The sequence below is a fragment of the Pseudomonas sp. AM8 genome, assembly GCF_036346475.1.
Lineage (GTDB): Bacteria > Pseudomonadota > Gammaproteobacteria > Pseudomonadales > Pseudomonadaceae > Aquipseudomonas > Aquipseudomonas marginalis.
Window position 1 is genome coordinate 156,151 of record NZ_JAOTNX010000006.1, and the last position, 26,751, is coordinate 182,901.

Annotated in this window: 20 protein-coding genes; 13 read left to right on the forward strand and 7 right to left on the reverse strand. The window is 56.0% G+C overall.

All coding sequences use genetic code 11. The annotated features are described in order from the left end of the window. Window positions 1-72 precede the first annotated feature (72 nt). From arsQ to V3W40_RS16435, 8 genes are all read left to right on the forward strand, one after another. Window positions 73-1,278 carry an arsinothricin export permease ArsQ gene (arsQ, locus tag V3W40_RS16400; RefSeq protein WP_330215336.1) on the forward strand — a complete coding sequence of 402 codons (1,206 nt, stop codon included), beginning with the start codon at window positions 73-75 and terminating at the stop codon, window positions 1,276-1,278. Between the two features lie 72 nt (window positions 1,279-1,350). After that, window positions 1,351-2,625, forward strand: a complete 1,275-nt coding sequence (gene arsL / locus V3W40_RS16405; protein ID WP_330215337.1) for an arsinothricin biosynthesis radical SAM protein ArsL — start codon at window positions 1,351-1,353, stop codon at window positions 2,623-2,625. Between the two features lie 11 nt (window positions 2,626-2,636). Continuing rightward, on the forward strand, window positions 2,637-3,512 hold the full coding sequence (locus V3W40_RS16410; RefSeq protein WP_330215338.1) for a methyltransferase type 11: 876 nt from the start codon (window positions 2,637-2,639) through the stop codon (window positions 3,510-3,512). A 16-nt stretch (window positions 3,513-3,528) separates the two neighbouring features. Next, entirely contained in the window at window positions 3,529-4,578 is a 1,050-nt protein-coding gene (arsM, locus tag V3W40_RS16415) for an arsinothricin biosynthesis methyltransferase ArsM (RefSeq protein ID WP_330215339.1), read from the forward strand. A gap of 68 nt (window positions 4,579-4,646) precedes the next feature. Further along, window positions 4,647-5,357, forward strand: a complete 711-nt coding sequence (locus V3W40_RS16420; protein WP_330215340.1) for an MIP/aquaporin family protein — start codon at window positions 4,647-4,649, stop codon at window positions 5,355-5,357. Between the two features lie 147 nt (window positions 5,358-5,504). Beyond that, window positions 5,505-6,050: an arsinothricin resistance N-acetyltransferase ArsN1 family B gene (locus V3W40_RS16425; RefSeq protein WP_330215341.1), complete on the forward strand. Its 546-nt coding sequence runs from the start codon at window positions 5,505-5,507 to the stop codon at window positions 6,048-6,050. Between the two features lie 122 nt (window positions 6,051-6,172). Continuing rightward, window positions 6,173-6,565, forward strand: coding sequence for a DUF6957 family protein (locus V3W40_RS16430; RefSeq protein WP_330215342.1), 393 nt, complete (start codon window positions 6,173-6,175; stop codon window positions 6,563-6,565). Between the two features lie 400 nt (window positions 6,566-6,965). Then, window positions 6,966-7,790: a MarR family transcriptional regulator gene (locus V3W40_RS16435; RefSeq protein WP_330215343.1), complete on the forward strand. Its 825-nt coding sequence runs from the start codon at window positions 6,966-6,968 to the stop codon at window positions 7,788-7,790. Between the two features lie 26 nt (window positions 7,791-7,816). Here the strand turns inward: V3W40_RS16435 and V3W40_RS16440 are convergent, their stop codons facing one another. Both V3W40_RS16440 and V3W40_RS16445 read right to left on the reverse strand, forming a co-directional pair. Continuing rightward, window positions 7,817-9,088, reverse strand: a complete 1,272-nt coding sequence (locus tag V3W40_RS16440; RefSeq protein WP_330215344.1) for an ATP-dependent helicase — start codon at window positions 9,086-9,088, stop codon at window positions 7,817-7,819. Continuing rightward, window positions 9,085-10,872, reverse strand: a complete 1,788-nt coding sequence (locus V3W40_RS16445; RefSeq protein ID WP_330215345.1) for an ATP-dependent nuclease — start codon at window positions 10,870-10,872, stop codon at window positions 9,085-9,087. The genes V3W40_RS16440 and V3W40_RS16445 overlap by 4 nt, the downstream gene beginning before the upstream one ends. Before the next feature lie 406 nt (window positions 10,873-11,278). On the opposite strand from V3W40_RS16445, the gene V3W40_RS16450 reads away from it, so the two are divergent. The 5 genes from V3W40_RS16450 to V3W40_RS16470 all read left to right on the forward strand — a co-directional run bounded on the left by V3W40_RS16450 (window position 11,279) and on the right by V3W40_RS16470 (window position 16,414). Further along, window positions 11,279-12,403 (forward strand): nucleoid-associated protein, encoded by a 1,125-nt coding sequence (locus tag V3W40_RS16450; RefSeq protein ID WP_330215346.1) that lies wholly within the window; start codon window positions 11,279-11,281, stop codon window positions 12,401-12,403. A gap of 2 nt (window positions 12,404-12,405) precedes the next feature. Next, a complete protein-coding gene (locus V3W40_RS16455; protein ID WP_330215347.1) occupies window positions 12,406-13,626 on the forward strand; it encodes a hypothetical protein in 1,221 nt (406 codons plus the stop codon). A gap of 395 nt (window positions 13,627-14,021) precedes the next feature. Then, the gene (locus V3W40_RS16460) at window positions 14,022-14,471 is read left to right on the forward strand and encodes an antitoxin Xre/MbcA/ParS toxin-binding domain-containing protein (RefSeq protein WP_330215395.1); all 450 of its coding nucleotides are present in this window, start codon (window positions 14,022-14,024) and stop codon (window positions 14,469-14,471) included. A 246-nt stretch (window positions 14,472-14,717) separates the two neighbouring features. Further along, window positions 14,718-15,080 carry a hypothetical protein gene (locus tag V3W40_RS16465; RefSeq protein WP_330215348.1) on the forward strand — a complete coding sequence of 121 codons (363 nt, stop codon included), beginning with the start codon at window positions 14,718-14,720 and terminating at the stop codon, window positions 15,078-15,080. A 131-nt stretch (window positions 15,081-15,211) separates the two neighbouring features. Beyond that, window positions 15,212-16,414 carry a Fic family protein gene (locus V3W40_RS16470; protein WP_330215349.1) on the forward strand — a complete coding sequence of 401 codons (1,203 nt, stop codon included), beginning with the start codon at window positions 15,212-15,214 and terminating at the stop codon, window positions 16,412-16,414. 22 nt (window positions 16,415-16,436) lie between these two features. Here V3W40_RS16470 and pbpC read toward each other — a convergent pair whose 3' ends face one another. The 5 genes from pbpC to V3W40_RS16495 all read right to left on the reverse strand — a co-directional run bounded on the left by pbpC (window position 16,437) and on the right by V3W40_RS16495 (window position 26,751). Next, a complete protein-coding gene (gene pbpC, locus V3W40_RS16475; RefSeq protein WP_330215350.1) occupies window positions 16,437-18,734 on the reverse strand; it encodes a penicillin-binding protein 1C in 2,298 nt (765 codons plus the stop codon). Beyond that, window positions 18,715-24,519, reverse strand: coding sequence for an alpha-2-macroglobulin (locus tag V3W40_RS16480; protein ID WP_330215351.1), 5,805 nt, complete (start codon window positions 24,517-24,519; stop codon window positions 18,715-18,717). The genes pbpC and V3W40_RS16480 overlap by 20 nt, the downstream gene beginning before the upstream one ends. Window positions 24,520-24,613: 94 nt before the next feature. Continuing rightward, window positions 24,614-25,201 (reverse strand): mobile mystery protein B, encoded by a 588-nt coding sequence (locus tag V3W40_RS16485; RefSeq protein ID WP_330215352.1) that lies wholly within the window; start codon window positions 25,199-25,201, stop codon window positions 24,614-24,616. Beyond that, complete coding sequence (locus V3W40_RS16490) at window positions 25,192-25,656, reverse strand: helix-turn-helix domain-containing protein (RefSeq protein WP_027608185.1); 465 nt, start codon at window positions 25,654-25,656, stop codon at window positions 25,192-25,194. The genes V3W40_RS16485 and V3W40_RS16490 overlap by 10 nt, the downstream gene beginning before the upstream one ends. Before the next feature lie 162 nt (window positions 25,657-25,818). Beyond that, window positions 25,819-26,751 carry a phosphatidate cytidylyltransferase gene (locus V3W40_RS16495; RefSeq protein WP_017528659.1) on the reverse strand — a complete coding sequence of 311 codons (933 nt, stop codon included), beginning with the start codon at window positions 26,749-26,751 and terminating at the stop codon, window positions 25,819-25,821.

Consider the following 26,751-nt stretch of genomic DNA (forward strand, 5'->3'; position numbering starts at 1 on the left):
TGCGATTGTGAATTAGACACAAGGTTCACGGACCTTTCAAAGGCGGTTCCGGTAATGCTTGGAGGTACATGGATGTTGGTAGAAGCGCTTAGGACGAAAACTGGCTCCCGGTTACGGAACCTATGGAGCAGCGTTTCCATTCCTCTCCCTGTCGCGATGCTACTGGGTGCAATACTGATCCCCCTTCTTGCCGGCACAAGCAGCGGTGACGTATTCCAATCGCTGAGCAAAGGATTCGGAAACAATCTCGGCTATTTCGCTATCGTGATCCTGAGCGCGTTTTTCATTGCTGGCTGGATCTCGACGCAGGGAAGCGCTTCCTTCGGAAAATTCGGTATCTCTCTGTCACCCCTGCTGGGTGCTGGGATGGTATGCCCCGATACAGCTTATGCCTCTCTTGCTCCCATTGCGGGGCAACACAGGAAGTACATTGCGATCGGCTGCTACTCGGGGTTCAAGCTTCTGATGCCCGCTGGCCCGCTGATAATTGGGATTGGGTTAGGGGCTAACACTCATGATCCGCAGTTTCTGTATCTAGGGCTGTTGCTCACAGTCGTCACATGGGCTACCGGGACGATCTGGACCTACTGGACGACCCGCACGGACTTTCCATCCTCCCGTGGATCGACTGACCCAATAGCGCCTCAGGACTCGGTTCTTAAGGTAATGCTGCCTTTGGCTGTGTTTTTCGTGCTCCTGATTGCCGGGTATGCCATTCCCAAGAACCAGCATTCCGTAATTGAGTTCTTCACTACTCCCGCCGGGGCGCTGATCGCCACATCGCTGTTGATCGCGGTTAGCTGCAAACCTGGTGAGGTTCAAGATTTACTGTCCAAAGCGATGCGTAGAACCAGCTCGTTATTGTTCACCATTGGTTGTGCGTCTGCTCTGGGCCAAGCCCTCGGTATGGTGCTGCCTAAGGACCTGATTCAGCACGCATTTAGCGCGTCGGGCAGCACCACGCATATTTTGGTTGGGGTGTTTCTTCTGGCTGGGGTGTTCAAAACACTGAATGGTTCTTCACTAGCGACCTTTGCTGCCATTCCTCCTGTTCTCTCGCCGATCCTGGCGTCCAGCGGAGTGGATTTGATGAGCGTCACGTTCGCCGTGTGCCTGGGATCCTTCGTCGCCATTCTCCCTAACGACAGCTATTACTGGCTGGTCAAATCGGACGCTTTCCCCGAATACAGCACCGGCAGGTATATGCGCTTGGTGACTGCCGGTTCAGTTCTACAAGCATTGATAGGTCTGGCAGTTCTTCTGCTGATCTCGCTTTAACTTCGAATTCCTACAAAACCATCAGTGACTCCAGTCACCGAATCGTCGTGCCTGAGCTCAAGGAGAAAGAGAATGAAGTACCTGGTCGCCAGTACATTCGAAGGGGGGTATCAACCGCTCAACGCGATATCTGCAACCACAGCTCTACTCGATGCAGATATCGAAGCGCAGCTGATCGATATCTACGTTGAGGGGCTTTCCCTGGAGAGATTCAGCGACGCAGATTTGGTCTTCATCTGCGTACCGCTTTTTGACTCTCTGACTGCGGGAACGCAGCTGGCCAAGCAGCTTAAAGAGGCGAAGCCCTCCCAGAAAATTTGCTTCTTCGGTCAATACGCGACCATCAATGCAAAAAGCCTGGCCTCCAAATACGGTGACTATGCGATCGCCGGCGAGTGGGAAAAACCCATTGTCAGCTTGGCTAAACACCTGAGTGGCGAACAGGAACAAGATCTGCGCGGAGTGATCGATCGGGCTCGCGGCCTTTCCAGTGAGATTGTGGTGCCTCAGTTGATCCGTGACGGGTTCCGCCTGCCGCGCAGGGACTTGGCACCGCCTCTACACAAATACCCGCAACCTCAGCTGGAGAAGCTGCTCGGCGAAAAGAAAGTTGTGGGTGGAGTCGAAGGGTCACGCGGATGTCACCACAAGTGTTCCTACTGTTCCGTGTATGCAGCCTACGACGGCAAGGTGCTTTTGGTCTCCGACGATCTTGTAGAGCGCGACGTGGCGAACCTCGTCGCACAGGGAATGACTCACCTCACCTTCACGGATGCCGATTTTTTTAATGCCAAGAAGCACGGTTTGAAAATCATCCGGACTCTGCATTCGCAATTCCCCGACCTCACGTACGACTTCACCACTCGCGTGGATCATATTCTGGAGAACAAAGACGCCATCAAGGAAATGGGGCAGCTAGGGCTTGCTTTCATCACAACCGCGTTGGAGTTCCCCAAGCAGGAAGTTCTCGACCAGGTCTTTAAGGAAATGAACGTGCCAATGATCGAGGAGGCATTGGCGTTTCTGAAGGAGGCCGGCGTCAAGGTTAACCCGACCTTCATCACGTTCAACCCTTGGGTGAGCCTTGAGGACATGGCCGAGCTGCACGATTTCATTGCTCGCAACGAGCTGGAGAACATCGTCGACCCTATCCAGTTTGAGACTCGGCTGCATCTCTATAAAGGCTCACCGTTGCTTAACAACGACACGGTGAAGGAGTTGCAGTTGGAGGAGCACGAATTTCACTTCGACTGGCAGCATTCGGACTCTCGCCTGGACAAGCTCTTCATGGACTCGGTCACACCGCCGGAAGAGGGTGTGTTCAAACGCTGCTGCCTGAAATGCTAAGGAGATAAAAGATGTCGTCACTTACTTTGTTGCAGGCAGCTCTCAGGCTGGCCAACCAAACTGATGGTCTTCAGGTGCCGGGCCATATTGCTTGGCGTGCGCATAACGAGTTATTAAACAGAACGCTGAAGGATCGCAAGGACACACTTTTCATTTGCTCTGCGAACCGAAATGAAGAGCTCGCCACCCAGTTAGGACTGGGTCAGGGCAAAGCGTTCAGCCCGAACGTGCACGATGCCGACGCGACTTTGTTCGCGAACATTTATTGGGAAGGCTTCAACGCTGAGCCCGAGTTTGGCCGAATCGCGCAATCGCTCTATGAGCGACTGCAACGTCATGGCCGACTGTTATTCCCGGCGATTCTGTCTGATGAGGAAGCCGTTTCTCTCCGTGCCTTTACTGTGGAAGGTTTGGAGTGCAAGAACGCGCTAACTGAGTCTGCTATTGCCGAGCAGCTCTGCGAGGCGGGCTTCCATGGCATCACCTATGAGCTCGCATCCGAGGTGCCTGTCTCCATTCAGGACGGCATTGAGTTCCGACTGTTCACCTTGAGCGCGTACAAGGGTAAGGCCGGCGTGTGCCTCGACCAAGGACATGCCGTTATCTACAAAGGCCCCTGGAAACATACCGTCGACGACGACGGCCATACCTACCAGCGTGGCGTCCGTACAGCGGTGTGCGAGAAGACCTTTAATCTGCTGATGTCCGCGCCTTACCAAAGCCATTTCATCCCAGTGCGTTGCTATGTCGAGCCAGCCTTGGACAAGAGCGGCTTCTTCGACTGCAACACGCCTTCAGTTCGAGATCCCAAGGTCACCAAAGGGCTTGTACCCATCGCAGGCTCTGACGAGGAATCGTGCTGCGCTGATGGCACTTCGTGCTGCTAAACGGGAGATGTGAGTAATGACTTCTGCAATTGAAAACACAATCATCGCCGACTACACCGAGGCGTTGAGCAATGGCAACGTGGTCCTTGAATCGCAGCTGACTGAGAGCTGCTGCAGCGACGCTTATGGTGCCCAGTACCTGAAGAACATTCCAAAGCGAATCATCGAGGCCAACTTCGGGTGCGGTAACCCGACCAAGTATGTGCGTGAGGGTGATGTCGTCTTGGACTTAGGGTCAGGGGCTGGTCTGAATTGCTACGTAGCTGCCCAAATCGCCGGCAGTAAGGGTGCGGTCTTTGGTATCGACATCAACCCAAGCATGTTGCAGATCGCTCGTGAAGAAGCGAATGCGTTTCAGAAGGGAACAGATAGCGCACCTTTGCGTTTCTACAAGGCCTCCGCGAGCAACTTGAAAATCGATCAGGAACTGGCCGAGGAACGCCTGCGTACGGAGCCTTGTGCTGATTGGGCATCGTGGAAAAACTTCGAGCAGTTCATCAGCGATAGCTCCCAGTCCAAGCCTCTTATCGACAGCCAGTCTGTCGATCTGGTGATCTCGAACTGCGTGATCAATCTGGTTGGTGAGACCGAAAAGCAGAATGTTTTCGCCGAAATTTATCGGGTACTGAAACCAGGTGGCCGTTTTGCAATTTCTGACAACGTCTCAGATATCGCCATTCCTGACGAATTGAAACGAGACAGCAAGCTGTGGTCGGCCTGCTACTCAGGCGTACTTCAGGAGCAGGAGTTCTACAAGCAGCTTCAGGAAGTAGGTCTCGCGGGAATAAAGATTGAGGCCCGGAACGACGCCTCAACCAAGCGAATTGGCTCTGTCCGGTTCTACTCCGTCACTGTCACTGGTACTAAGCCTGAAGTTCAGACTGGGAAGTCCGTGACGGTGATCTACCGAGGGCCTGGGCTTGAACTAACCGGCGATAGCGGCAGGCTTTACAAGCGCGGTGTACCCACGGATTTGGCCTCTCAGGATGCCTACCTTTCCGCAGACGACGCATTGTATGTCGTGGAGGGAAGTCAGCCCGTCAAGCCCAAGTCCTGCTGCTCGTAACAGCAGCTGCGGCTACGAGCCAGCTCAGTAGCCGCTCCCCTCAAATCCCTTGTCATAGAGCCTATCTAATGAGTACTTCACGGAAGATCTTGGCTGAGTTTCTCGGTACAGCAGTTCTGCTGTGCACCGTAGTTGGTTCTGGAATCATGGGCCAGCGCCTGGCAAACGGTAACGATGCGCTAGCGCTTCTGGCCAATGCGCTGGCAACCGGCGCGAGCCTGTATGTGCTGATCGTGTGCTTCTCCACTTTCTCCGGTGCGCACTTCAACCCGGTGGTCTCTGTAGTCGACTATTTGCGCGGAGGACTGAGCAGTAAGCAACTGGGCCCCTACGTGGCGGCTCAAACAACGGGTGCAATCTTCGGAGTATTCGCTGCGCATTTCATGTTCGAGCTGCCTGTGGTCGAGTTCTCCCATCACGTTCGCACCGGGCCGTCACAGTGGTTCAGTGAGTACTTGGCAACGTCGGGGTTGGTGCTGACAATTCTGCTGTGCGATAAATATCACAAAGCAAAAGTGCCTCAGGTGGTTGCCGCGTATGTTGTCGCAGCCTACTGGTTCACGTCCTCCACGAGTTTTGCGAATCCAGCTGTGACCATTGCTCGTGGGTTCACCGATACATTCTCGGGAATACGCATTTCAGATGCAGCGCCATTCATTATTTCGCAGTTTTTTGGTGGGCTAACTGCGCTATTCCTGGCGAAGGTTCTTGGGGGGAAAGAAGTGGTCGTGGATATCCCGCAGCCAGGCCGGCAGGAGCAGAAGCTCCCTATACAGTGATCGAACCTCGCTTCGATTCGCGGATGTGATGAATCTTTTCAAGATGGTGCTATACGAATCTAACTCGTTATTCTTATCTCGGTTGATGCCTTGCATGGTTCAGCCCAGACCAGCCACGGTTCATTACGGGGAACAGCAAGGAAAAACATGAATTACAACGTGAGGGTTGCAACACCCGCCGATGCCTTTGCCATCCAGGCTATCTATGCGCCTATGGTTTTGGACTCCGTCATCTCGTTTGAGCTGGCACCACCGACAGTCGACGAGATGGCGGAGCGAATTGCAGTAACACTGCGGACGTACCCTTATCTGGTAGCAGAGATGGGCGGCAAGGTCGTTGGATACGCTTACGCAAGCCAGCATCGAGCCAGGGAAGCCTATCGCTGGTCAGTAGATGTCACCGTCTATATCGATCCAGCCTTACACCGAAAAGGGATTGGTCGTGCGCTTTATCAGAGGCTTTTACCACTCCTTGAGAAACAGGGTTTTCATGCGGCCTATGCCGGCATCGCCTTACCCAATGCGGGGAGCATAGGTATCCATGAGGCGCTCGGCTTTACCCATATCGGTACTTACCCTGAGGTTGGGTACAAACACGGCCAATGGCATAGCGTGGGTTACTGGCGCAAACCACTTGGTACGCTGACGCCGCCAACAGAAATCATCCCCTTCAGCGACTTAAAGGGAGAGTAGAGAAGCAAGGTGGGATATGACCCTGTTGCTATTCGTCGGCATCGGAACCAGGTAATCAGTTGCGAGCTATGCTGATACACGGTTCTCGCTCAAGTCGGATTACAGATCGGCCGGAGGAACGAATGAATTTGGCAGGGCTTACCTCACTGCTTTCCGCAGGCGAGAAGATAAACGGGTGCCCACTCGCTGACGCCGATGCCGTGGCGCTCGCCACCCTACATTTTCCTTCCCGTGCCTATTGTCTTGTTGCTGATTGGGCAATATTGGATATCGAAGTATCAACGCGTCAGCGAAAAGCCATTACTGACAGGGGGCTAACCCCTGCTCTGGTTTACGCTTTGACCGTTATCCAAGATAGTAAAGGTCGTTTTCCACCTGGTGATTGGGTAAGAACCACGTTGGCTGTTTCTTTCACTCATGGGTGCCTGTTTGAGACGAAGAATACGATTTATGTATTGATGGGGTCCGGTCGAAGGTTGCGCACAGATCTCGATATCGCACTTAGCATGTGTTGAGTCGTTGGAAATACGAGTGCTCATATTCAGCTGGCTTCTCTGCACATGTGCTCGTTTGGTAGGACGAGCTGGAGCGAGTAGGAATTTAAACCTGAATTCAAATTGGTCAAAAAACGGCCAAAAACCTCCGTCTTAGGCCTACCTCAGATTAACTAATAAATTTTCCTATATTTTTATATTTAACAGATAGTTACGTATATTTTGATGGGCGCCTATATCTAGATTGCAAGTCCTCTTGGCGATAACGTTTCCCCTGTAGCCATTTTTTTAGAGGTTCCAGGCAAATGAATCCCGTCCTGTTTGTAATTGACAAGGCACTCTCTGCTGATCCGTTGACGCTAGCGTTGTGCTGTATCTTGCTTCTGAGTGCTGGTCTGCTGGTGCATGCATGGAGGTCGAAATGAGCAAAATCGAAGTGCGACGTCCTGTATCTGAATGGGCCAAACTGCCTGTCGATTGGATACGTACAGGCGGACTCGTCAGCTTTGCGGATGAGTCCTATTCGGTAAAATCGATGTGGTTGAAGGAAGACAAGTCAGCAAGAAACGTATGCATTTCTTCGCTCAAGCTTTACCTGGCGCTGTGCTGCCGAGCTGATTTCATCACTGGGAACGCGAGCGTGACGTATGAGGAGCTGATTCGGCTCACGGGCTTGTCTCGGCCAACCATTGCGAAAGCGTTGACGCGACTAGAAACAGAAGGGCTTATTCAGCGAAAAGCGCAGGCCCTTAGAAAGGGGTCTAGCATTCTGATTTGCGGCTGGCTTGAAAGTAAAAGCTGGGCGAAGATCCCGAAACGCTGGCTTTATGATGGTTCGTTTGGCTCCAAGATTCTCATGCTCACTGAGTTCAACTTCAGCAGAGCGTCGTTGTCGGCATTAAAGGTGTACATCGCCTTGCTTGCGTACAGGGACTCAAATCGTGGTGGTATCGCTATGCTTTCCTACGATCGGTTAGCGCTGATTACCGGGGTCAAAAGGCACCACATCGCGGACGCAATCACTCGACTCTACGATCTGCGAATGATTTCTTTCAGGCAGGGTGATTTTTCGGAAGCATCAGATTTTTCTCGAACGAACCGCTATTTAGTTCGTGGATTAGGTGTCCGTTGGACTAAGGCAGACGAATTTGAGATGCCTCAAAGCTCGGCTCATAAAAATCGTCCTGGTGCCGCTGACATTGCGGCAGCTAATAGTTTTGTATCAACCTCACCCAAGGTTATGTAGTGCTAAGGGCTAGTTCTCGTTTAAAGCTAAGCCTCTCGAACGGCGAAAGGGGGAAGTGTCATTGCTTTCGGGAGTTGTACCAGTACCAAGCACTGGTGCTTTGCTCTGGTAACGGCATTGTAAAGTAGCCGTCTCTGTTGCTCGTCATTTCCACGAATTGCCGCAGGCCAGAGCACAATCACTAAATCAAATTCTCTGTTTTTTGCTCCATGAACGGTTAGCGCTCGAATGCCGGGCCCATCTCGTGAGCTTAGACGTCGTTGATTTGAAAATGAGTGCCGTATTGTGTCCTCCATTTCTTCTCGAAGGACATGAGTCCTTCCCTTAGTCCGCCGCTGTTTCTCTAGCCAACGCACGAAGTCTTGAGCAATAGGTGCAGGTTTTTCCGCCATCAAGGCGAACGCTTCCGCCAATGTGGCTTGGTCCGGCAAAGCCAGATCCTTAATGAATGCGTCGGCAAGCTTACTCTCTGACTCTTCCAGAATTATGTTGTAGGGCCCGTTTCCTCTGCCTGTTGTTCGGGTGGCGACCCACGTGAGGATGTCGTGGGCAAATTGCCCCATTGTTGGGGTGATAATTGCGACCCGTTTCCCCCCTCTATTCCAACCAATGCCATTAGAAACGTAAGAAGCGGCGAGAGCTGGTGTGGGGGTGTGGAAAATCTTAAAGAGCCCATTTGATGCTGGAGCCTGTGCTGATCGGATAGCACCGGCGGCGGCAAGGAGATTTTGATCTGAGGTGCGCCTTGGCTGCTGAAGAAGTGCGTCGTGGCCAACAGCAGTTAGCCAATCGCAGGCTGGGTTAGGACGTAGCTCCTCGATGAGGCATTGAAATTCATCTGCAGCAATTAGCAGGTCAACATGCGCAGCCATTGCCTGCACTATCCGCAGTCGATTTGGCGTGAGATCTTGTGCTTCATCCACGACTACAATGGGATATGTCGCGGCGATCCAGCTGACAACGATATCGTGAGACAGGAGGTCCGCGGCGACCTGGCAGACAGCCTCATAATCATTCACTCTTGGATGCCCCATTCCCAATTGTGTGATCAGTGCTTGCCATCTACTGACGATTCGCCAAGCGAATCCATCGATTGTTGTGCACTCGTACTGCCGACGTAGAAGGTCGACATCGCCCAATCGATCGTCCAAACGCCTCCGCGATCCATGCATAAACGTCAACGCCAAGACTTTTTGAAACGCCTGTAGAGGCTGTCTTTCCAATCTCGCGGCTAGGTTTGCCATTAACTGATGAGTCTTTCCACAACCTGCCGCGCCGGAAAAAGATTGAATTGTCATGGTTGGAATACCCAGACACCGTCTGGGTCGGCGGCGAAATGGGCGCTAGCAGTTCCCGCGCACGCCATAGCCAAACAGCTGAACAACTCTGCTGCTCTGGCGCGACAGAGAGGTGAGTTAACTATTGCGTCTGCCACCGACTCATAGCAGATCACGTCCACTTTCTTATTTTTTAAATGGGCGACGACGTCAGATACAGTCGAGGGAGCAACCTCCGTCAACTCCGTAAGCCTCCCGACAACTTGGTCTCCATCCGCAGCCAGAATCCAGCCGATGGCGTCTTCGATCATTTCGTCGTCTGCCCAGCGTATTATTGATGAGGGAGCAGTGGGCTCTGCCAGAAGGTTCGTGATGTAGCGTTTACCGTCTCTGTCACCGTCCACCAGACAGCAGACTTTGTGATGGGTAGCTGATAGCAACTGGAACGTCTCTACCACTTTGGCATCCTCAGTGGGAACGACTCCGACCTCCAGCCCAAACATAGATGGCATGCTCGTGGACCAACCCTCGGTCAACATCAACGGCCGCAGCACCGTTTTCAGTAATTGGAAATCAGCACGGCCTTCAGGCACCAATACACACGGGTGCATTAAAGCCGACAGGACATCCACACGACTTTGTTGAAAAAACTTCCTCTTCCAGTTCTGAGCATCTGGTAGCAACGGCTCCGCCAAAAAAGGAAGGGCCGAGAGATGGCCGTCAATATTTCGCAGAATCAATACAGAGGTAGGATCCGATACCGCTGCAATCAATGGCGAATGCGTAGTTATGAAGGTCTGGGTTGAAAGCGCTTGCACTCGTTGCACCAACTGCTGCTGTCCTGCTGGGGGCAAATGAAGCTCAGGCTCCTCCAGGGCCATTAGAAATCCCTCACCCGCTGCTGCACGTCCTCGACCTAGTTCCAGAAGTAGTAACAAACCTTGTAGAGACACCAAACCGCTTCCTTGTCTGGCGGCGGGCACGCCCAGTCCTCCGACGACAGCGAAATGTGCAGCGACAGAGTCGAGAAGCGATCGGCTATCAGTGCTCGTCACCCGCAGTTGAACAAGAGGCGCATTCGGTATGCATCTCGCTAATTCAGCGTTGACGTTCTGGATCAGTGGTGAAATTCGATCGTCGTTCTCGATCGGGGCTTCCGGGCTTCTGAGCCGATCACGCTCAGCTAAAATGGCCTCGGACGGTTGGGCTGCGGCTGCTTGTAGCGTGCGCCGGAACAGCTCACTCCCCCATGAAAAAACTTTGTCCCAGGTTCGGCTCGCTCGTACGAGATAAAACCCAATTTCTTTTATCAATCGTGGAGGAACGCCTACAGGCGAGTCCTCGGCAAAGGGATCCATCGGATTATCGTGATCGTAGAAGTAACGAACCACCTCGACGGACAGTGAGTCGCGGTCAAAATAAGCTTGAGCGCCAATTTGGGAGCATAGCTTCGATGCTTCTTCTGTGCGAACTGCGCTGATCGTACCGTTGGCTTCGTTCAGCCATTTAGGCACGCCTCTACCGTCTCTAAACCAATCGGTATTCTGATAAGGGTCTTCCGAAGGAAAATCTGTGATTGTGGCTACAAGCTTTATTCTGTCGGCAGGCTGGGGATCTGAACCGTAAAAGTCATGTTCGGTGAGCTCCCTGATCATCCGCTCCCTCCCTAGAAGAAGCGTCAACGCCTCTATCACCGTAGTTTTGCCGGTGTTGTTAGCTCCGATCAGCACAGGATGGTCTTTAAAGTGAACGCTTCCTTCACGGATACCGCGAAAATTTTGGATATCCAAGATCGCTACTCTCATCACATTTCCTTTGGACTGAACGAGCTAACAGAGAAAATTTCCTTTCCGGCAGTCGAGCCATGCCGACCCCCGGAGTAGTCAATATAGGAGAGATTCGGAATAGCCCTGCCCGCAGTTGGTGATCATTTTGGGGGAAGGTGTTTGAATCGATTTCACGGACGTAACGTTTGCCGGTCACCTCGGCTCTGAAATGAGCTTGTGGATGTTTGCTTATTCAGAGAGGACGAACGGACTGGATAATTTAACTGTATGAATGTACAGTTATATGGCAATCTCGACTACGCTCACTAGGTAGACAAGGACTCCCTTCAGCGCTTGAACCCGTCGAGATAAGCCCTGAAGTTTGTTGGGTAAGGTGTTATTTTCAGTGATTCCATATTGATGCTATCGGAACGGAATTCGACCCATGATTACACTGAAAACCGCCATCATTCACAGTTTCAAAAAACTGGCGAAGACGAGCTTTATCTCTGATGTGGTGAAAAAGGATGTGGTGCTCAACACCGAAAATCCGGCGTTACAATTTCTGGTGAATGGGATTCACGGTCTCATCGGGAAAGAAGGTAACAGTGTGGTCTACGGTCAGTTCGCCAATGATGAACGGCAAGGTCCATTTCCGAGACGTTTTACCGAATTCGTAGCCACCCAGGATGATGAGGATCAATTCATCGATCTGACCCACTTGGCTATGGATCAATTGGTCGAACAGGCCGGTCTTCAGGTGCTGTCGACTGGTGGGCATATCCTGTGTGCTCAGTACTCTTCTGGAGCTTCCAACTTTTTCCTTGTCGCTAGCATGAAGGAGCGTGGTGGAATTCAGTTGGACGAAAACTATGTGCCTAAAGAGATTCAGGAAGTAGACCTGAACAAAGTTCAGCAAGCCGCCAGGATCAATCTGGGTAGCTTTGTGGCCATTCAGGCTATGGCTACTGCAACGCCACAAACGGTGGAAAGTGAGGCAGTAGAGGAGGCCGACTCAACCTATCTATGCTTCATTAGCCGCGGCCGCGACAGTCAGGCATCTGACTACTTCATCTCCGCACTGGGTTGTGCAAAGGGAGTGGCTTCGGGCCGTGCTACAAAAAACGCCATCGATAACGTAGCCAAGTTCTTTCGCGACAAAAAGTCGTTAAAAAGCTTTGGCTACAGGGCTAAAGAGGCGGTCATCAAGTATCTTGAAACGCAGTTGGCAGCAGGCAAGTCAGCACGATTGGATTCCATTGTTCACGCCGCCGTCGCTCATGTTCCTGCTGACCTGGTTGATGAAATCGCAGGCTTGAAAGATTATTTGAACAGTGAAAAAAATAAGGTTCCTGACGACTTTACGGTCAACGCTAAAACACTGAAGGAGAAGACTCGGATCAAAGGAGATGCTTCCAATTGGTCATTGCAGTTCGAACGCGGAGCGCTTGGAAAGGATCCCGCCGCAGATGTCTATTACGATGAAGGTCGGAAGAAGTTGACCCTGTCCAACATGACGACCGAGCTGATTGATGTGATCGAGAAAGAACTGCTGGCAAGGAGCGGCTGAGAATGTTCTCTCATGTGGTAGCTCTCTACCGTGCCCTTGGAGCGCCCACCATTCACGACGGGGTCGTCAGTTACGAGGGAGCGCCAACGACCGGGATCATTAGCGCATTACGAATGTGTGATGAGTTACCGGCTGCCTATGGAAAGTTTGAGCATCTTTCTGAAGAGGCAGACTCTCTTGAAATTGAATTTCGCTTGCCATCGAATGAGTCGGGCCATTTTTACAGCAGTCTGGCCGAGTTTGTCGCGCGAAATGGTTCGTTGGGCAAGGGACAATTTCCGAGCAATGTTTACATTACTGAGCTTCGCTGGGCAGACAGCGATGATATTGAACCCCCGGAGATCAAGTCTCTCAGGCGCGTCTGTCGGTTAATTGAGTTGCTTGCGCTACTAGCGATCGGCGTTGACAGAGACAGTAGCCCGGACGGATATAACCTTTTTTTTGCCTTACCACCTGACGGGGCCAAGCCCCCGAGGACATTTCTGCTCCCTACTCAGGTCGATGTCAAAGTGCTCGATTATGAACTTAACCACTTGAGCTTGTTGGAAGAAATTCTTAATCGAAAAAATGAAAATAAAGCTCACCTCTCTGAACGCAAGCTGATGATTCGGATGGCCGTCGCGAGCGTCATCGAGAAGTTCGAAAGCGAGCCGAATTTGCTTCTGGTGATTGTGCGGGAGTGGCGAGAGGTCTTGGCCACTTACCGCGCCAACCTCCAAACGTATGTCTATAGCTTCTCGTTTGAGCGGGTTCGTCGTGAAGTGGCCCAGGCTGAAATCGACTATGGCACCAAGCTGAGTGGAGTGTTGGGTGACATTGCCGGCAAGATGCTCGCCCTCCCGATATCGTTAGCCGGTTTGGTAGCGCTGGAGAAAACCACCTCAAAGTTCGAAGGTTTTATCCTTGTCCTCGGCCTGGCTGTGGTCTCGGTGGTTCTGCTTGCGATCTTGCACAATCAAATGCTGCAAACGGAGCGCCTGCTTCATAGCTTCAATGTCATCTTCGATGATTTCAAAGACAAGATAAAAACCTACCCACCAAAGCTTCAACGCCTGCTTAGGATCACCATCGATCAGGTGGACAAGCAGGGCCTGACACTGACCAGAACCTTTCGGCTGCTGAAGGGGCTGTCCTTGATACCAATTCTTGGAGCTTTAGTGTTGGCAATGATCAAGTACTGGGACGGCATCGTTTGGCTTTTGAAGACTATTCGCGTTGTCTGAACCAGTAAGGTCTCGGATCCCGGAATGCCTCTGTATGGATCATCAAGGGGTCGCTAACGATTCGCCGGTTCACTCACGGTGAGAGCCGCTCGTCGCAATACTCGGCATAGGTTGACCCAATAATCGGTTATCCAATGACGTAATCTGCTGAGCGCGAGAGCATACAGATGCGTCTTCTCTATTCACGAAATGAGAGCCGGACCATCATGAATGAAAGCGAGCGCTGGACAGTCAAGTGCCAAGATGCCGGGGACGGTAGCGGTAATGTCATCGTCGATTTACCTCCAGAGCTGCTTGCCAAGCTCGGGTTGGAAGTCGGGGACGATCTGACAATCACAACAACGAAGTATGCAATCGTGTTAAGGCCTACCCGTGGCACAGCATCACTGTTCACCGTGTTTGCTGGAGTCCTGCGTGATGATGCTTATCATGCCTACCGTATCCGTCTTGAGGCGTCTCTTCATATCCCCTCGGATGCTTCAGATCAGGATATTCACGAGATTATCGAAGCGGGATTTCCAGCCAGCCTGATAAGCGCGCTTGGCGAGTCAGGAGCCATAAGTGCTGAAGAGCGCGACAGAATCATTCCGCTCAAAACACTGAAATCAAAATTGGCCAGTAATCAACGGTTAACTTTGAGCGAGAGCGATCGACTTTTTCGCGTCGCACACATTAACGCCATGGCAGAGGCGCTCTTCGGGGACGCTGAGAAAGCCAAACACTGGCTTTCAACACCAAAAGCCCGTTTTTCGGGCTCCAGTCCATATGCGATGCTATCTACGACTCAAGGTACACATCGGGTCGAGGAAATGCTGATTCAGGCAACTGAAGGCATGTCATTTTGAGGCGGTTGCAGCTTACCAAACACCATCACAATGTGATTACTCGTTGGGTGGGCCCACAGTGTCAAAATATATTGTTGAAAATCATGGTTGGTTTAGTCAGATTGACTGGTAACTGTCAAAATACTCAATCAGCCGGCGCACGCTGTTGAGCCGTTTGCCCCAGCGTTTACTCAGCTGTAGGTGTCAAAATATTTTGTTCAGCACCACGCCCGGGTCTCCAGGTCCCCGCGAAAGGACGCGCCTTCGATGAACCCCCCCTCGCAAATCCACGAGCGTTTGCACAACCGCCGATTCACCGTCGCCAATAACACCCACGGGCTATCCGGCGCGGGAACGGTGTTTCATTACCTTGTTGAGGGAGATGCCATTTCCAGTACCTACCAAGGCGGTCGCATCCGCCTGGGTACGCAGGTCGGCCGCGTCACAGGCCCGGACGCTATCGAGCTGCTGTATCAGTGCCTGACGCTGGAAGGTGAGCTGCTGGCCGGCTGGTCGCGGGGCATCATCGGTATCGATGCTGCCGGGCGTACCACGCTGAGTTTCGTGTGGGGTTGGTTGTCGGGGGCGACGGGAGGTGGGGAGTCGAATTACGTGGAGCTGGTTGTATAGGTCAAAAAGAATCAGAAAAAAAATCAGAAAAATGTTTAGCAGATAGTTGTATAAAAATTTGGATTTATCCCGCTACTATTGGACCTTAAAGGAAAAAAGATTCGAAAAAAAATCGGAAAATGGTGAGGAAAATGACGCAGAAGTTCATGTCCGGAAATCACTGGTTGGAACCTGTCTGGCCATCGCCGGGTTTCCCTGCCTCGATTTTACGTACGGCAGAGACGCTATCGTTTCGTGCCGGAAAACTCACGGGTTTGCTCCCCGAAAACACCGCTATTCGCATCGGCGGCCTGATGCGGATCACCAATAGTTACTACAGCAACCTGATTGAAGGCCAATTCACCGAGCCTGCTACGTTATCTACGCGAGTACCCAGGCGTGACTCCAAACAACTGCGTGAGCTGGCCGAAAGTCACATCGGCGTTCAGGCGTTACTGGAGCGAACAGTACGTCGGCCGAAATCATTTGACGCGCCTTGGAGCGTGTTCTTTGCGCCTGAATTCATTTCTGTCATTCATCGCCGCCTTTTTACAGGTGCCAGCGACGACGACTTGCGGCTGAGTGATGGGCGCTTAATGGTGCCGGGTCAATTGCGTGATAGTGCACAACGCAATGTCTTGGTGGGTGATCATGCAGCGCCTGCCTGGGAATCCGTCGCCCCCATGCTCACCCGCCTTCAACAGGTATATGGGGGGCAACCTGATCTGACGTCGCGAATTCTCAGCGCTCTTGCTTATCACCATCGTCTTGCGTTTATTCACCCATTTGAAGATGGCAATGGCCGAGTCGTGCGCATTATTACGCACTTGCAGTTGATGCGCCTTGGGCTAGCGTCCCCACTTTGGTCACTTTCTCGGGGGCTGGCACGAAAACAGGATGAGTACTATGGACGCTTGCGTGCAGCGGATCAGCCGCGTCGCGGTGATCTCGACGGTCGTGGTCAGCTGACTCAAGGTGGGTTGTTCGAATTTGTAGAGTTCATGCTGCAAGTCTGCATTGATCAGATGGAGTATGTAGAACAAGCGATGGGCCTGGTAAGTCTGCGTCAGCGGCTTGAGAGAGTGATTGGGCTTGAGGAGCGATTCATTGGGGCTGGAGTGAAGCCGGAAATGGCCAAGGCCATCCATATCCTGCTAACTCAAGGTGAGATTGCCCGAGCGGACTTCAAAATCTTTTCTGGGCTGCATGATCGCGTAGCAAGTGATCAGCTTAAAAAGTTAATTGATTTGGGCGTGGTTGAAGCGCCATCTGCCAAGTCACGCTCGATTTTTCCCGGCCTACCCGTATGGTTCGCGCAGATGATATTCCCTGATCTTCATCGGCGCTTTTACTGAGCCAGGGGTCAGAGGCGGCTTATCACGGTACAAACTCCACCCTCAACCCCCGACTCGCACTGCGTCCCTGATCATCACTGACCCGCAACCGATACTCCCCCGACTTGCCCGGCCGCCAGTTCAATGTGGCTTGCGGCGGGCCCTGGCCGATCAAGGTTTGATCAGCAAACCAGTACAGCGTCGCCGCATCGCTGGCCGCATTCGCGTTCAATGGGATGCTTTCCTGGGGTTGGGACAGGCGCAACTGATAACTCACTTGAGTCAGCGGTGAGCGGATCTGTGGGGCTTCGCTCTGGTCGCTGATGCGGTTGGGCTGGCAGTTTTTCATCACGTTGGGTGGCGTGCGGCGGGGCAGGCCGGCGGCGCGGTACAGGCGTTGGATGTCGCTGGGCCAGAATTCGAAGACTTCCTCGCGGGTGTATTGCGCTTCGAACGGCGGGCACGCGGCCTTGCCGGTGCGGGTGTCGATCAGTACCGGGCGGTGCAGGTTGGACACGCGAATCGGCGAGATACCGGGGATGTACCAGGTCTTGCGGGTTTGCGGGCACCAGCGGTTGGGCAACTCGCCCGAGGCGGCGCAGACGTCGATGCGCACCAGGCCGGCGGGTGGTTTGTCGGCCTTGATCACGACGTTGGGCAAGGCCAGGGGCAGGGCGTCGGCGATACGGAAGAACAGCGGCGCGGCGGTCTTGGCACCGATAAACGCCGGGTTGGGGCGACCATCGAAGTTGCCCACCCACACCACCAGCACGTAAGGGCCGACCAGGCCCGCGCTCCACGCATCATGGAACCCCCAGGACGTGCCGGTTTTCCAGGCGGTGCGCCAGTGCCGCGCGGGCAGGCCATCCGGTCGCGGGTTGCGGCGCAGCATGTCGCGCACCATGAAGGCCGCCTGCGGGGTGAGGAGTTGCGGGCCGGTAGCCTGGGGCTGCTCCTGCAGATAGCGCAACGGCCGCAGATGGCCGTCGCCCGCCAGCATCACGTACAGCCTCGCCAGTTCCTCGGGGGTCATCTCACCGCCACCGAGGGCCAGGGCCAAGCCGTAATGGCTTTCACCGCGCAGGCCCTTGACCCCGGCGCGTTGCAGCAACCCATACAACGACGGCGACTTCACCTGGCTGGCCAGCCACACCGCCGGGATATTCCGGCTACGGATCAATGCATCCCGTGCGGTCAGCGGCCCGACAAAACTGCCGTCGAAATTTTCCGGCTGGAAGTAGCCGAAGTTACTGGGCAAATCCTTGAGGATACTCATGGGGTGGATCACCCCTTGATCCAGCGCCAGCCCGTAGAGAAACGGCTTGAGGGTCGACCCCGGCGAGCGGCGTGATAACACGCCGTTGACCTGGCCGTGGATGCCTGTGGATAAGTAATCCGCCGAGCCCACCAGCGCCTTGACGCTCTGGTCGCGGCTGTCGATCAGGATGGCCGTGGCATTTTCCACACCGGTGCTGCGCCGCTCGGCGATAAAGCCGCTGATCAGGCGTTCGAGCAGTTGCTGCAAGGGCAGGTTGAGGGTGCTGTTGAGTTCGTTGCCGGGCTGGGATGCCAACAGCTGCTCGCTCAGATGCGGCGCCAGGAAGGGGATCTGCTGGCGATTGCGGGCTTCCAGGGGCAGCTCGAGCAAACTGGCGTTACGCGGGTCTTGTGGATATGTTTCGCGCCAGTCATTCATCAAGCGCAGTCGCGCGTTTTGCAGTGACGGCCCGAAGCGTGCGCGCCGCCCCGGCTGCTGGGGAATCACCGCCAGCGCCAAGGCTTCGGACAACGACAACTGCGCCGCTGCCTTGCCGAAGTAGATGCGACTGGCCGCTTCGGCGCCTTCGATATTGCCGCCCATGGGCGCCAGGTTCAGGTACGCCTCAAGAATGTCGTGCTTGCTGTAGCGCGCCTCCAGCCACAGGGCCAAGGCCATCTGCTGCAATTTGCCGGGTACCTGGCGGGTGTTGAGATCCCACAGGCGTCGTGCCAGTTGCATGCTCAAGGTCGAGCCGCCCTGGCGTTGGCCGCCGCTGTAGGTGGCCAGGGCCGCGCGCAGCAACGCCGGGGGATTGATCCCCGGGTGCCAATGGAAATTGCGGTCTTCCTTAAGCAGCAAGGCCTCCACCAGTGACGGCGAGATGCGCTCCAGCGGCAGCCATAAGCGGTATTGGCCGTCATCCGCCAGGGTCATGCGCAGCAGCGAACCGTCATCGGCCAGCACCACCCGTGACGACGTCACAGCCTGTTCCAGCGGAGCGTGGGGCCATAGCCGCAGCCCCGCCAGCACCAGCGCCGCTGCCAGCAGCGGCGCCAGGCGTTTAAGGCTTGGTAATTTCAAGCTGGCCTACTTTGCCGCGCCCTTGCAGGGTGGTTTCGTACATGCCTTCGGCGTAGGCCGGTGGTGTATTGAACGTGCCGGCGTTGGTGGCGCGCACGCGATAGACGAAGGTGCCTACGTCGCGCAGTGCCGTGCCGTACAACACCACCCGATCATCACGCACATCCACATAGTCCGGCTGCCAGTTGCTCAGCTCGGTTTCGCCGATGGGCGCTTGCCAGGCATCGGCTTCTTGTTCGCTTTCTTCTACGTATTCGGACGCTTCGCCTTCACTGTCCTCGCTGCTGGCGGCTTCCGGCTCCGGCGGCAAGTTATACACAGGCTCGACGCCACCGGGCAGCAGGTCGACCACGGCCACTTGCTGCACCTGGTCACGGTCGGTGGCACGCAGGCGCAAGCGCACCAGGAACTCATCGCCCACCGCCACTGTGCTCACCGGCTCGCCTTTGAGGTCGAGGTATTCGTGGATGATCTCCAGCCCGTTGTTGATCGGCTTGAGCTTGGCACCCTTGTCGAAACCGGCTTCGCTGAGCATGTAGAACGCCGCCGGGCCGTCGGATTTTTCCATCAGCAGTTTTTGCGTGGCGCCCGGTACCGCCGCGCGGGGTGGCTGGCCGGCCATTTCCAGCAGTTGTTGCTGCTTGTCGCCCAGCCAGGCAGTGGCCTTGAGGGTCATATCGCTTTGCGCGCGCTGGCCGTAGTTGTCCAAGGCACGCAGCAACAGCGCTGCCGACAGCGAGTTGTAGCGCTGTTCGTTGAGGCGCTTGCCGAGTTTATCCAGCAGGGCGGTAGGAACATCGTCCAGCAACTCGGGGAAATGGCGAGCGAGCAGATGCAGGTGCTCGGCATCGTGGACCAGCGGGTCGTAATACAGGCCGTCGCTGTCCCACTTATCCACAAGCGAACGCCAAGGGATCTTGCGGAACACGGTGTCGGCATGGCGATCCTGCTTGAGCAGTTTGTAGCTGGCCGCCAGGTACGCGGCGCCCAGGTCGTTCTGCCAGCTGTCCTTGAAGTAGCTCTCGTAACGCTCGCGGATATCGCTCAAGGCGCCGCTCACCAGAATGCCCTGACGACTCAGCAGGTAACTGGCGTAGGCGCGGTTGCGCAATTCCGACAGGCCTTCGCTCGGGCCGTTGGCCAGGTCCGTCAGATAGCTGTTGGCGCGCACCAGCAGGTCTTCCGGCACCGGCAGCCCGCGCTCCTTGGCTTCGATCAGGAAATCGGTGGCATACAGGCTGGCGTAGGGCGCCACATCCGGGTTGGCGGCCCACAAACCAAAGCCGCCGGCCTGGTTCTGGCGCTGGCGCAACATACGCACCGCGCTGCTGAAGGCCTGTTCTGCCTCGGGTGCGGTGCCGCCCCAGATCAACGCCGGCATGGCCTTGGACACCAGTTGCTCGGTGCAGGCATAGCCGTAGTCATCCAGGTAATGCTTGAGGCCGTTGGCCCATACCAGCGGCGAGGCCGCCACACCCAGTTGCACATCGCGCAACTGGCTGAACAGTTCGCGGGTGGGCTTGAGCTCTTTGCTGGCGCTGTCGAAACGACCCAGGCTCAGGGCCACGCGATGCTCGCTCAGAGGGCGAATCGAAGTGGTTTCCGCCACCTGGATCCGCTTGCCATCCGGCAACACGGCGACAAAGCGCAAATCCGCCGAACCGAGGGTTTCGCCGACCTTGATCTTGAACTCGGCGGTGCCCTCCTTGCGCGGTTGCAGGGACAAGGTGCTGGCTTTGTCGCCCTGCACCACCAGGCCGGCGCTGGTCTGCACTTCAAACTTCACGTTCGCCGCCGCCTCGAGGTTGCTGAATACCCCGGCGCTGACGTTGAACACATCACCCGGCGCCACGAAAGCCGGCACGTTCGGCGTGATGACAATCGGGCCACGGACCTCGGTATTGGCCTCGCTGACGCCCACGCTGTCGGCGTCCACAGCCACCGCGAACAGGTGCAGCTTGCCGTTGAAGCTGTCCGGCACCTGGTAATGCAGCACGGTTTCACCGGCGGGCAAGTCCACCAGCCCGGACCACCAGGCCACTGGCGGCTGATGTTTACGCTTGAACGGGTTGAGGTGGTTGGCCAGGGCGCCTTCCGTATCGCCACCGGGCGCCGCCCCACTGAGCAGGCGGCTGAATTCCGGCAGGATCAGGTCCAGGATCTGACTGGTGCCGACTTCCAGCGCCCGCTTCTGGAAGAAGAAACCCAGCGGGTCGGGCGTCTGGTAGCGCGCTACCTGCAAGATGCCTTCGTCCACTGCATACACCACCGCGCGGCCTGGGCGGTCGGCGTTGACCTTGATGTCGAGGGTTTGCCCCGGCTCTATTTTCGCCGGGCCCTCGACCTTCAACGCCATGCGCCGCGCATCCAGGTTGATGCTGAACGGCACCACCCCGTAGGACAGCGGGCTCATGTAGACCTCGGACGAGCCGATGTCGCGCACAAACTGCACGTTGACGTAGGCATTGCCCTCAAGCCCTGCAGGCACGCGGATATGTTGCACGCTGTTGGTACTGTCGGCCTTGAACCACTGCTGGGTGTAGACCTTGTCCCGCTCAATGGTGATCAGCCCCGCACCGGTGTAAGGCGCGCGGATGCTGATCGCGATCTCATCGCCGGTGGCGTAGCTGCGTTTATCCAGGCGCAGTTGCAGCTCGGCATTGCGCTCCAGGGAGCGCGAGGTGTTGCCGCGTCCGGCCACGCTGTAGTCGATCTGGTTGAGCAGGTTGCCGTTGGCGTCCTTCACTTGCAGGGTGAAATCGCCAGGGGTGGCGGTGTTCAGGGCCTGCCTGGCGCCGTCCTTGGTCATCACCAGCGGAGAGGCCGGTTGGCTGATGTTCTTGATGCGCGACTCGTACTTGTAGGTGCCGTTGGACTGTTTCACCAGTACCGACACGTAGCGGTGCTCGACCACTTCGCTGGTCAGGCCATCCACCGCCAGCGGGGTGAGGTCTGGCGCGACGGCCAGCCATTGCACCTGGCGCGGGGCGTCCTTGGCGACGTACGACAGCGAGTCCTGACTTTTCACACCCACTAGGTAGGGCGCGGACGACACCAGCAAGGCACTTTGCGCCGCCACGTTACGGCCCCCTTCGGCCTCGAAGACCTGGGTCATCACTTGCAAGCGATAGGTGCTGTTGGCGAAGCGTTGCAGGTTGAGGTCGAGTACGGCCTGGCCGTTGTCGTCGACGGTGGTTTCGGCCAGGTCTTCGGTGCTGGCCTCTTCCAGGGAATCGTTGAGGCGGAAACGGTAGTCGGGGTAACGCTCGAATGCCGCGAGCGTCGGGCTCAGGGACATCTTCGCAGTGACGCGACGGCCGGCCGCCGGGGCGCCGAACAGGTGCATCGCGGTGACCTTGGCCACCACCTGGTCCGGTGGAATCCAGCCCTGTACCGGGGTGTCGTGCAGGCTCAGGCTGACCTTCATGCGGTCCGGTTCGAAATCGCGGACCTTGAAGCTGACACTGCCGAGGTCGGTGCGGGTCTGTTTCTGGCCAATCAACTGCAAGGTCGCGGTGTAGTCACCGGCGGGGGCGACTTCGCTGCTGGGGAAATCAAAGGTTTCAAAACCGATGGCGGACAGCTTCAGCGGCTGGCGAATCACTTCAAGGCCGCGCGGGTCGGTGATCTGCAGCTCCACGGGCAGGCCTTGCAGGGCACCTTTCCAGTTGCCGCTGCGCACGATCATGCCCAGGTGCGCGGTCTCGCCAGGGCGGTAGAGGCCACGGTCGGTGAACAGGTAGGCGCTGAGGCGATCAATCGCACCGTCTTCTTCCAAACCGCCTACGTCGAAGCGCGACAAATCCAGCTGCTGGGACTGACGGGCGATCGGCAGGAACGACTGGTCATTGCCGCGGGTGACCACATACATCAGCGGCGTTTTCTCACGGCGCAGTTCATCCAGCTTGGCGAAATGCACGTGGCCTTCGCCGTCGGTGTGGCCGCTGCTCACGGGCAGACCGTTGCGGCCAATGATGTCGACCTGGGCGTCGGACACCGGCGAACCGTTGCCGATGGATTGCACATACACGTCATGGCTGCCATCGCTGGAGCGCTTGGCGATGATGCCGAGGTCGGTGACCACGATAAAGCGCAGGTCAGAGGTGGTGCTGCGCGAATAGTCGAACGTGCGCTCCGCCGGCTCATCCTGAGGGCTGAGCTTGAGCACGAAAATGCCGCGACGGCCTCCGTTGGCGGTGAGGTAGTGGCTCAGATCGACGTTGTCATACACGGTTTTCGCCGGGTCCGAGGACGACAGCGCAATATCCAGGGACTGGCGTTCAACCATGCGGTCGAAGTACTCATTGCCGAAATTGGGCCGGGCAAAGCTGCCGCTGCTCTGGTCCACCAGGTGCTGCAATTGGTTGGGCAGCAAGCGCGCGATTTCCACATGGGCGCCAGGTACACCACGGGCCATGAAACCCAGGCGTTTTTCGCCATTGAGGCTGAGCAACGCGCCGTCGGACAGGAACTGCAAGGTGCGCGGATAAGCCGGCATGCTGATCAGCGAGGCCGTCGGGTTTTTCGCCAGGTAGCCACCGATGGCTTCCAGGTTGGCGGGCACGCGCACATACAGCGCACGGCCGGCCGGGGCCTTGAACTTGAAGGCATGCAGGGTATTCAGTGGTTCGACGCTGGGCACGTGGGTCAGCGTGACCTTGGTACTGCGGGCCAGCAGGGCATCGTCGATGTCGTTGCTGTTATAGGGACGGGTGTCGTCCTGGGCCTTTTCCGGCAACAGCCAGGCCTGGACCTTACCGGCAATGGTCTCATCGGCCACGGCACTGGAGCTGCTGAACATCAGCACCGGCTCAGGCTCGCCGCGCTCGTTATCCACAAAGCTCACTTCGGCGCCGGTAAAGGTCAGGCGATAGCGGCCGGGCACGGTGACTTCCGCCACCAGCGGCGCGGTGCTGGCGTTGCCGCCGTCGCGGGCCTTGATGCCTTCATCCAGCTTGGCGCTGACCGGTGTGCTTTCCAGCGGTGTGGCCAGGGCGGCGGAGCGTACGTAGGCGTTCAGCCTGGTCTCGTCGAAGCTGATGTCCGGGCGGTTGGGCAACTGGGCGTCGCGGTAGGCCAGGCCTTTGCCGAGAGTGACCGAAACGCGCTTGCGCAGGCTGTCTTCATCGACCGGGTGGGAAAAATGGAAGGTCGCCACCAGTTGTTTCAGCGTCGGGTTCGACGGGTCTTGATACAACTCGTTGTGTGCCAGGGTGGCGCGGAACGGCTGGGTGGAGAACTGGCTGCTGTACTGGCTGAGCAGTACGCCATCGGCCAGCAAACCTTTCCTGGCCAGATCAAGGGTGTAACCCGCTTCGATGGGCCAGTCTTTCTCCGGTACGAACAGCAGCGTGCGGTCATCGGACCAACGCCAGGTACCGGCCACGCCAGGTTTGAGGGTGATGCCTTCGGTGACCGGCTTGCCAATGGCGGCCAGCGGGGCCACTGATTCGGCAAAACGCACCTGTAAGTTATCCACAACCGGCGGTTGCTGGGTGTAGTCCGTCAGGTTGGGTTTGTGCAGCGAATAGCCCACGGTGTGGGGCTGCGGCAGGTTGGAGTACCAGTGCCAGCCATAGAAGCCAGCGGCCGCCAGCAGCACCAGGCCCAATACGCCGGCACCGGCCTGGCGCGGATAAGCGCGGGCTTTGTTACCCAGGTTCGCCAGGCCACGGCCGATGGCGCGCAGCCACAGCGGCGGATGCCATTGGCCGAAAACGGCCCCCACCACAGTCAAAAACACACCGACAACACGACGGCTGATGGCTTTGAGCGAATCGAACATGGTGAGCATCCCTGGCTAAGTGCGGCGTATCTTACACGCGTCTTTGATACAAAAGATGACACCGATACGCCGCACGGCGGGGATGTTTACCGAGTCAGCTGCGCACGAATGCCAACAGCAGCGCGTAATCATTGGCGTCGGCAGCGCGAAGCGCCTGGATGTAGCGTTGGCGAACTTCGTTCACGATCACCAGGTTACCGCGCCCCCAGGAGAAGGGAGCAAGACCACATTGCCTCAGCAGGCAATCGGTCATGAGGCGAGCATGTCTACCGTTGCCATTGGGGAAAGCGTGTAGCCACACAAGTCGATGATGAAAGCGCACGGCAATCTCTTCTGGCGGGAATACGTTGTGCTCCAGCCAGTAAGCCACGTTGTCGAGCAATTGACGCAAGTTGACGACAATCTGTGTCCAGTCACAGCCAATGTTTTTATCTGATTTTCGGAAAGTACCGGCCCACTTCCAAGTGTCGTCGAACATTTTCACGTGGAGTTCGCGGCAGAAATGATCATTCAGCACATCCAGCTTTTTTTGCCGAGCTACCCAACGCGAGGCTTTGAGGATGTTTTGCGCCTCCCATTCATCCAATTCGCCTTGGGTGGCGATGTGTCTCGGTTTCAGCCCAGCGACTTCGTCCGGATCGAGCGGGGTTTGACCTGGTTTAAGTTCCAGTTCTATTGCCATAGGCGTGTCCATGGACCGTCGAGCAATTCTTTGCGACGTTCATCAATCTGACGTTCGATGAAGGCATCAGAAGGACGTTGATCTTCGAGGCTCATGGAATGAGCGACGCCTAGGATTTCTTGCTTGGCCATGAGTTCGGCGCGGTCTTGGATGACTTCATGCAGGGGCTTTTTGGGGACCAGGCCGTACACGAGTTCACAGTCCAGTGCTGCCGCGAGCTTTCTTAGCTGTGCAAGCGAAATGCGATCCTCAGCTTCGGAGCGCTCGGACTTGGTCAAGGTCACTGAAGACACGCCCGCCATTTCGGCCTGGGCTCTTAATGAGCGACCCAACGATTCTCTGATAGAACGCAACCATCCGCCTGGCGGAACGGGTGCGCCTTTAACGGTGTTAAAGGGTTCAATAGCGCGTTCTACTTGAGAAAGGCGCAGCTTGTAGAGGTTGGAAGTACCCATGGTGAATGACCTTTGTAAGCCTATAGGCTATCAATATTGAAATAAATATTAGCCTATAGGCATACAGTAATCACAAAAAATAAGCCTATAAGCTAACAAAATACAGGATTCTGTTTGCCTATAGGCTTACAAAGCAATTCAATTTGTTAGCTTTCAAGAAGTTCAGGTCCACCAGTAGCGCACGAGGTGGAAGAAAATCGGCGCCGCAAAACACACCGAATCCAGGCGATCCAGCATCCCGCCGTGCCCTTCGATCATATGCCCCCAATCCTTCACCCCCCGGTCGCGCTTGATTGCCGACATGACGATGCCGCCGGCGAAGCCGAGCAGGTTGATCAGCAAGGCGATCAGGAACGACTGCCACGGGTTGAACGGCGTGGTCCACCACAGCGCCGCACCGATCAGGGATGACAACAGAATCCCGCCGACAAAGCCTTCCACGGTCTTCGATGGCGACAGGTTGGGCGCGATCTTGTGTTTGCCGAACAGCTTGCCGCACACGTACTGCAGCACGTCCGAGAGTTGCACCACGATCACCAGGTAGGCGATCAGCAGCAGGTTGCGGCCTTCGTAGCCGGGGATGTCGAGGGTCAGCAGGGCGGGCACGAACGACACGCAGAATACCGCGATCATCAGGCCCCATTGCACCTTGGAGGCGCGTTCGAGGAAGTGCGTGCTGTCGCCGCCGAGGGAGGCGAGGATCGGCAGCAGCAGGAACACGTACACCGGGATAAAGATCGAGAACAACCCGTACCAGTCCGAGTAGATCAGCAGGTATTGCAGCGGCAATGCCAGGTAGAACGCGGCCACCAGGGCCGGGTAGTCGCTGCGCCGGGTGGGCGTGAGGGTCAGGAATTCGCGCAGGGCGTAGAACGACACTGCGTAGAACAGCAGGATCACCGCACCGGTACCGAGCCAGAAGGCGATACCGATGACCACCACCATCACCCACCAGGCGTTGATGCGGGCGTTGAGGTTGTCGATCACCGCATTGGGGGTGCCACGGGTGCGCAGTTTGAGGATCAGGCCGATCAGCGAGGCGAGCACCAGGATCGCACCGATACCGCCGAATAACATCAGGGTTTGGCTATCCAT

Bases quoted from the DNA above. Each gene is read 5' to 3' on its own strand.
- V3W40_RS16420 (WP_330215340.1), top strand. From the start codon at position 4,647: ATGAGTACTTCACGGAAGATCTTGGCTGAGTTTCTCGGTACAGCAGTT.
- V3W40_RS16485 (WP_330215352.1), bottom strand. From the start codon at position 25,201: ATGGCAATAGAACTGGAACTTAAACCAGGTCAAACCCCGCTCGATCCG.
- V3W40_RS16435 (WP_330215343.1), top strand. From the start codon at position 6,966: ATGAGCAAAATCGAAGTGCGACGTCCTGTATCTGAATGGGCCAAACTG.
- V3W40_RS16425 (WP_330215341.1), top strand. From the start codon at position 5,505: ATGAATTACAACGTGAGGGTTGCAACACCCGCCGATGCCTTTGCCATC.
- V3W40_RS16465 (WP_330215348.1), top strand. From the start codon at position 14,718: ATGAACCCCCCCTCGCAAATCCACGAGCGTTTGCACAACCGCCGATTC.
- V3W40_RS16480 (WP_330215351.1), bottom strand. From the start codon at position 24,519: ATGTTCGATTCGCTCAAAGCCATCAGCCGTCGTGTTGTCGGTGTGTTT.
- V3W40_RS16445 (WP_330215345.1), bottom strand. From the start codon at position 10,872: ATGAGAGTAGCGATCTTGGATATCCAAAATTTTCGCGGTATCCGTGAA.
- V3W40_RS16430 (WP_330215342.1), top strand. From the start codon at position 6,173: ATGAATTTGGCAGGGCTTACCTCACTGCTTTCCGCAGGCGAGAAGATA.
- V3W40_RS16495 (WP_017528659.1), bottom strand. From the start codon at position 26,751: ATGGATAGCCAAACCCTGATGTTATTCGGCGGTATCGGTGCGATCCTG.
- V3W40_RS16410 (WP_330215338.1), top strand. From the start codon at position 2,637: ATGTCGTCACTTACTTTGTTGCAGGCAGCTCTCAGGCTGGCCAACCAA.
- V3W40_RS16490 (WP_027608185.1), bottom strand. From the start codon at position 25,656: ATGGGTACTTCCAACCTCTACAAGCTGCGCCTTTCTCAAGTAGAACGC.
- arsL (WP_330215337.1), top strand. From the start codon at position 1,351: ATGAAGTACCTGGTCGCCAGTACATTCGAAGGGGGGTATCAACCGCTC.
- arsQ (WP_330215336.1), top strand. From the start codon at position 73: ATGTTGGTAGAAGCGCTTAGGACGAAAACTGGCTCCCGGTTACGGAAC.
- V3W40_RS16455 (WP_330215347.1), top strand. From the start codon at position 12,406: ATGTTCTCTCATGTGGTAGCTCTCTACCGTGCCCTTGGAGCGCCCACC.
- V3W40_RS16440 (WP_330215344.1), bottom strand. From the start codon at position 9,088: ATGACAATTCAATCTTTTTCCGGCGCGGCAGGTTGTGGAAAGACTCAT.
- arsM (WP_330215339.1), top strand. From the start codon at position 3,529: ATGACTTCTGCAATTGAAAACACAATCATCGCCGACTACACCGAGGCG.
- V3W40_RS16470 (WP_330215349.1), top strand. From the start codon at position 15,212: ATGACGCAGAAGTTCATGTCCGGAAATCACTGGTTGGAACCTGTCTGG.
- V3W40_RS16450 (WP_330215346.1), top strand. From the start codon at position 11,279: ATGATTACACTGAAAACCGCCATCATTCACAGTTTCAAAAAACTGGCG.